Source organism: Streptomyces katrae (genome assembly GCF_000966975.1).
GTDB classification, from domain to species: domain Bacteria; phylum Actinomycetota; class Actinomycetes; order Streptomycetales; family Streptomycetaceae; genus Streptomyces; species Streptomyces katrae.
Genome location: NZ_JZWV01000879.1, coordinates 1 through 5,064, shown reverse-complemented (window position 1 = coordinate 5,064; position 5,064 = coordinate 1). Strand labels below are relative to the sequence as shown.

Below are 5,064 nucleotides of genomic sequence, written 5' to 3'. Positions count from 1 at the left end.
TTGTGTCACAGCCATGTCTTCTTCGTAACGGTTCATTGATATCCGAGGCCCTGAGCTGAGGTGATGCACGGCTGGATTGATTATCCGCGTTTTGTGCATTGGACGCATGAAAAAGGGGGGCCTACTTTCGAGGTATGCCTCCCGTTCATACCGGGGCACCCGCCACCATGGGTGCCTCCACCCCGTCGTCCCCCGAACCCCTCTCCCCCGGCCGCCCCGGCTACCGCCGGATGAGCCTCGCGCTCTTCGCCGCCGGACTGGCGACCTTCGCCCTCCTCTACTCCACCCAGGCCCTGCTGCCCGCGGTCTCCGCCGGTTTCGGTGTGACGGCCGGTCAGGCCAGCTGGACGGTGTCCGCGGCCACCGGGGCGCTCGCCCTGTTCGTGCTGCCGCTCAGTGCGCTGTCCGAGCGGTTCGGGCGGACCCGGATGATGACCTGTTCGATGGTGGTGGCCGTCGGGGTCGGCCTGCTGGTGCCGTTCGCGCCGAGCCTGGAGTGGCTGGTGGCGCTGCGCGCGGTGCAGGGCGCGGCGATCGCCGGGATCCCCGCCTCCGCGATGGCGTACCTGGCGGAGGAGGTCCGGCCCAAGGCGCTGGTCGGGGCGATCGGCCTGTTCGTGGCGGGCAATTCCATCGGCGGGATGAGCGGCCGCATCGTCACCGGCTGGGGCGCCCAGGGGTGGGGCGCCCAGCTGTGGGGCTGGCGGGGCGGGCTGCTGGCCGTCGGCGTGATGGCGCTGGTCTCCGCGGTGGCCTTCCTGGTGCTGCTGCCCCGGGCGCGGTTCTTCCGGCCGGCCTCGCTGAACCCGCGCGCGGTGGGCCGTACGGTCGCCGGGCACCTGCGGGACCCGCTGCTGCTGCGGCTGTACGGGATCGGCGCGCTGTTCATGACCGTGTTCGGTGCGGTGTACACGGTCATCGGCTACCGGCTGGTGGAGGCGCCGTTCTCGCTGGGCCAGGGCGTCGTCGGCTCGATCTTCCTGGTCTACCTGGTGGGTACGGCCTCCTCGGCGGCGGCCGGGCAGCTGGTGGCGCGGGCGGGGCGGCGCGGGGCGCTGTACCTGGCGGTGACCACGACCGCGCTGGGGCTGCTGCTGTCGCTCGCCGACTCGCTGTGGCTGATCCTGCCGGGGCTGGTGCTGATCACGGCCGGCTTCTTCGCCGGGCACGCGGTGGCCTCGGCGGCGGTGAGCCGGACGGCGAAGACGGGCCGGGCGCAGGCCTCCGCGCTGTACCAGTCCGCGTACTACCTGGGCTCCAGCGCGGGCGGCACCCTGGGCGCGCTGGCGTACCACGCCTCGGGGTGGGCGGCGACGGTCGGGATCGCGCTGCTGGCGGTGCTGGGCGTCGTCTCGATCACCCTGTACGGGTCGCACGCGGCCCGCGCCGAACGGCGGCTGCCGGGTGCGGCGGTGGCCGCGCGCTAGGGCCTGTCTGACAATTCGCGCCGGATCAGGATCGTCAGACAGGCCCTAGGGGTGTTGCGAAGGTCGTGCGGGACTTTCGCAACACCCCCTGGCCCGAGTCCTGTCGGACCCCTGTCCCGCGTGCCCGTCCGGCTCTAGCGTGGGGAGCATCGGCGCCCCCACGGTGCGGGCGCGGCAGGGGAGGGATCGATGGCGGGGATACGCGTACGCGTGCGCGCGGGCCGGCGGGCCGCGGTGGTGTTCGGCGGGGCGCTGGCGCTGGCGGCGCCCCTGGTGGTCGCGGGGGGCGGGGCGGCGCAGGCCGCGGAGGCCGCCGCCTCGTGCAACGTGACCACGGGGCCGTACCAGCGGCAGGTGGAGCAGTTCCTGGGGCGGCCGGTGGACGGGGTGCAGTCGGCGGCCGACTGCGCCGCCATCCAGTCCTTCCAGGCCACCCACGGGATCACCCCGACGATGGGCTACGCGGGGCCGCTGACCTGGCAGACGATGAGCACCATGCTGGCGCAGCGGGCGGCGGGGAAGAACCCGAACGCCGCGGGGCAGTGCCCCACCAACCTGGGGCGGATCGCCTGCGTCGACCTGACCCGGCAGCTGAGCTGGATCCAGGACGGGGCGACGCTGAAGTACGGGCCGGTGCCGGTGCGCACCGGCAAGGCGGAGACGCCGACGCGGACCGGGCTGAAGAAGATCTACTACCGCAACATCAACCACTGGTCGACGATCTACAACGTGGCGATGCCGTACGCGCAGTTCTTCGACGGCGGCATCGCCTTCCACTCGGTGGAGAAGAGCATGTGGAACCCGCCGGGGTCGGGCGGCTGCGTCAACATGACGACGGCCGACGCCAAGGCGTACTGGAACATGCTGACCAACGGCGAGGACGTGTTCGTGTACGGGCGCAAGCCCGGCACCTGACCTGACGCACCGCGCGGCGCTGCGGCTGCCGTTGTCAGACCCCTCGGGTAGGTTCCGGAGTGACGGACGACACCCTGGGGGACGGCAGCCATGAGCGACCTCGCGACCACCACGTCACCGGAGCTCGACGCGGCGATGGAGCGCCACCGCGTCGAGCTGACCGGTTACTGCTACCGGATGCTCGGCTCGTCCTTCGACGCCGAGGACGCGGTGCAGGACACGTACGTGCGGGCCTGGCGGGCGTACGGGAAGTTCGAGGGCCGCTCCTCGCTGCGTTCGTGGCTGTACCGGATCGCCACGAACGTCTGCCTGGACCTGCTGAACGCGGGCAACAAGCGGGCCCGGCCGATGGACCTCACCGCCCCGCAGCACCAGGCGTCCGCCGTGCTCAACGAGCGGCCCGAGGTGACCTGGCTGGAGCCCGTGCCGGACGGGCGGGTGCTGCCGCAGACCGCCGACCCGGCGGAGATGGCGCTGGCGAAGGAGTCGGTGCGCCTCGCGTTCGTGGCGGCGCTGCAGCACCTGCCGCCGAAGCAGCGGGCCGTGCTGATCCTGCGGGAGGTGCTGGCCTGGAAGGCGGACGAAGTCGCGCAGCTCCTGGAGACCACGGTCGCCTCGGTCAACAGCGCCCTCCAGCGGGCCCGGGCGACGCTGTCGGGGCAGGCACTGCGGCCGAGCGACCCGGCGGACCCGCTGGACGCGGAGCAGGCGAAGCTGCTGGAGCAGTACCTGTCCGCCTTCGAGGCCTACGACATCACGCGGCTGACCGCCCTGCTGCACGAGGACGCGGTGCTGTCGATGCCGCCGTTCGACCTGTGGCTGCGGGGGCCGGAGGACATCGCGGCCTGGCATCTGAACCAGGGCATCGGCTGCAAGGGTTCGCGCCTGATACCGACCACGGCGAACGGTCTGCCGGCCTTCGGCCAGTACCGTCCGCGCGAGGACGGCCGGCCGGGGCACGTGCCGTGGGCGCTGCAGGTGCTGGAGGTGTCAGAGGGCCGCATCGTCGGCCTCAACGCCTTCCTGGACACGGCCCGCTGGTTCCCCCTGTTCGGCCTCCCCGAGGAGCTCGACGAGGCCCACGAGGTCCAGTAGGGCCCGCAGGGCGGGGGTCGCGCCGGTGACCGTGAAGGGGGTGCGGTGGCTCCGCGCGGTCAGGGCCATGCGGGCCAGGGCCTCGACGGTGGCGAGGGTGGGCCTGCCGGCCCGGCTCGCGTCGCAGACCAGCTGCCGTGGCGGGCCCTCACGGCAGGCCTCGCTGACGCGGGCGCAGAGCGCGGGGATGTCCGGCTGGGGCCCGTCCAGGGCCAGGGTCGTGATCTCCACGGGTGGATGACCGTCCCTGACTGCGGAACTCATCGGGGCGCCCCTGCCCGCCCTTCCCCCGTCCCTCGGTCCGGGGCCCGCCCGGAAGACGGGGAAAGGGCGGGGCGGGGAGACGGCTCCGCGCAGCGGTCGGCTCCCCGCCCCGGCCATGCCTACGCGATGCGGTCCAGGACGATCGGGTTGGCCGTGAAGGCCGTGCCCGCCGGGGCGACGTCGTAGCAGCCCTCCAGGGAGGCCAGGGCGTAGTCGAACTTCTCCGGGGTGTCCGTGTGCAGGGTCATCAGCGGCTGGCCGGCCGTGACGGTGTCGCCCGGCTTGGCGTGGAGCTCGATGCCCGCGCCCGCCTGCACCGGGTCCTCCTTGCGGGCGCGGCCCGCGCCCAGGCGCCAGGCGCCCACGCCGACCGCGTACGCGTCGAGGCGGGTCAGGACGCCGGAGGCGGAGGCGGTGACCACGTGCTGCTCGCGGGCGACCGGCAGGGCCGCGTCCGGGTCGCCGCCCTGGGCGGAGATCATCCGGCGCCACACGTCCATGGCGGAGCCGTCGGCGAGGGCCTTCGCCGGGTCGGCGTCCTTGATGCCGGCGGCCGTGAGCATCTCCTGCGCCAGGGCGATGGTCAGTTCGACCACGTCGGCGGGGCCGCCGCCGGCCAGGACCTCGACCGACTCGCGGACCTCCAGCGCGTTGCCCGCGGTGAGGCCGAGCGGGGTGGACATGTCGGTGAGCAGGGCGATCGTCTTGACGCCGCTGTCGGTGCCCAGGGCCACCATGGTGGAGGCGAGCTCGCGGGCGTCCTCGATGTTCTTCATGAAGGCGCCGGAGCCGACCTTCACGTCCAGGACCAGGGAGCCGGTGCCCTCGGCGATCTTCTTGGACATGATCGAGGAGGCGATCAGCGGGATGGCCTCGACGGTACCGGTGACGTCGCGCAGGGCGTAGAGCTTCTTGTCGGCCGGGGCCAGGCCGTCGCCGGCGGCGCAGATGACGGCGCCGGTGGTGTCGAGGACGTTCAGCATCTCCTCGTTGGAGAGCAGCGCGCGCCAGCCGGGGATGGACTCCAGCTTGTCGAGGGTGCCGCCGGTGTGGCCGAGGCCGCGGCCCGAGAGCTGCGGGACGGCCGCGCCGCAGGCGGCGACGAGCGGGGCCAGCGGGAGGGTGATCTTGTCGCCGACGCCGCCGGTGGAGTGCTTGTCGGCGGTGGGGCGGGAGAGGGAGTCGAAGTTCATCCGCTCGCCGGAGGCGATCATCGCGGCGGTCCAGCGGGCGATCTCGGCCCGGTTCATGCCGTTGAGCAGGATGGCCATGGCGAGCGCGGACATCTGCTCGTCGGCGACGATCCCGCGGGTGTAGGCGTCGATGACCCAGTCGATCTGCTCGGGGCTCAGCTCACCGCGGT

General features: G+C 72.9%; 5 protein-coding genes. 3 read left to right on the top strand and 2 right to left on the bottom strand.

Annotated features, from left to right (window positions below; all coding sequences use genetic code 11):
- Positions 1-134 precede the first annotated feature (134 nt).
- From VR44_RS28625 to VR44_RS28615, 3 genes are all read left to right on the top strand, one after another.
- Positions 135-1,427 (top strand): MFS transporter, encoded by a 1,293-nt coding sequence (locus tag VR44_RS28625; RefSeq protein WP_211275139.1) that lies wholly within the window; start codon positions 135-137, stop codon positions 1,425-1,427.
- A gap of 189 nt (positions 1,428-1,616) precedes the next feature.
- Entirely contained in the window at positions 1,617-2,342 is a 726-nt protein-coding gene (locus VR44_RS28620; RefSeq protein ID WP_045950509.1) for a L,D-transpeptidase family protein, read from the top strand.
- 90 nt (positions 2,343-2,432) lie between these two features.
- Positions 2,433-3,437, top strand: coding sequence for a sigma-70 family RNA polymerase sigma factor (locus VR44_RS28615; protein ID WP_045950508.1), 1,005 nt, complete (start codon positions 2,433-2,435; stop codon positions 3,435-3,437).
- Here the strand turns inward: VR44_RS28615 and VR44_RS28610 are convergent.
- Together VR44_RS28610 and VR44_RS28605 are read right to left on the bottom strand one after the other, a co-directional pair.
- Entirely contained in the window at positions 3,333-3,668 is a 336-nt protein-coding gene (locus VR44_RS28610) for an STAS domain-containing protein (RefSeq protein ID WP_045950507.1), read from the bottom strand. The genes VR44_RS28615 and VR44_RS28610 overlap by 105 nt on opposite strands.
- Positions 3,669-3,820: 152 nt before the next feature.
- On the bottom strand, positions 3,821-5,064 hold a 1,244-nt coding region (locus VR44_RS28605), incomplete at its 5' end, for a thymidine phosphorylase (RefSeq protein WP_063778980.1).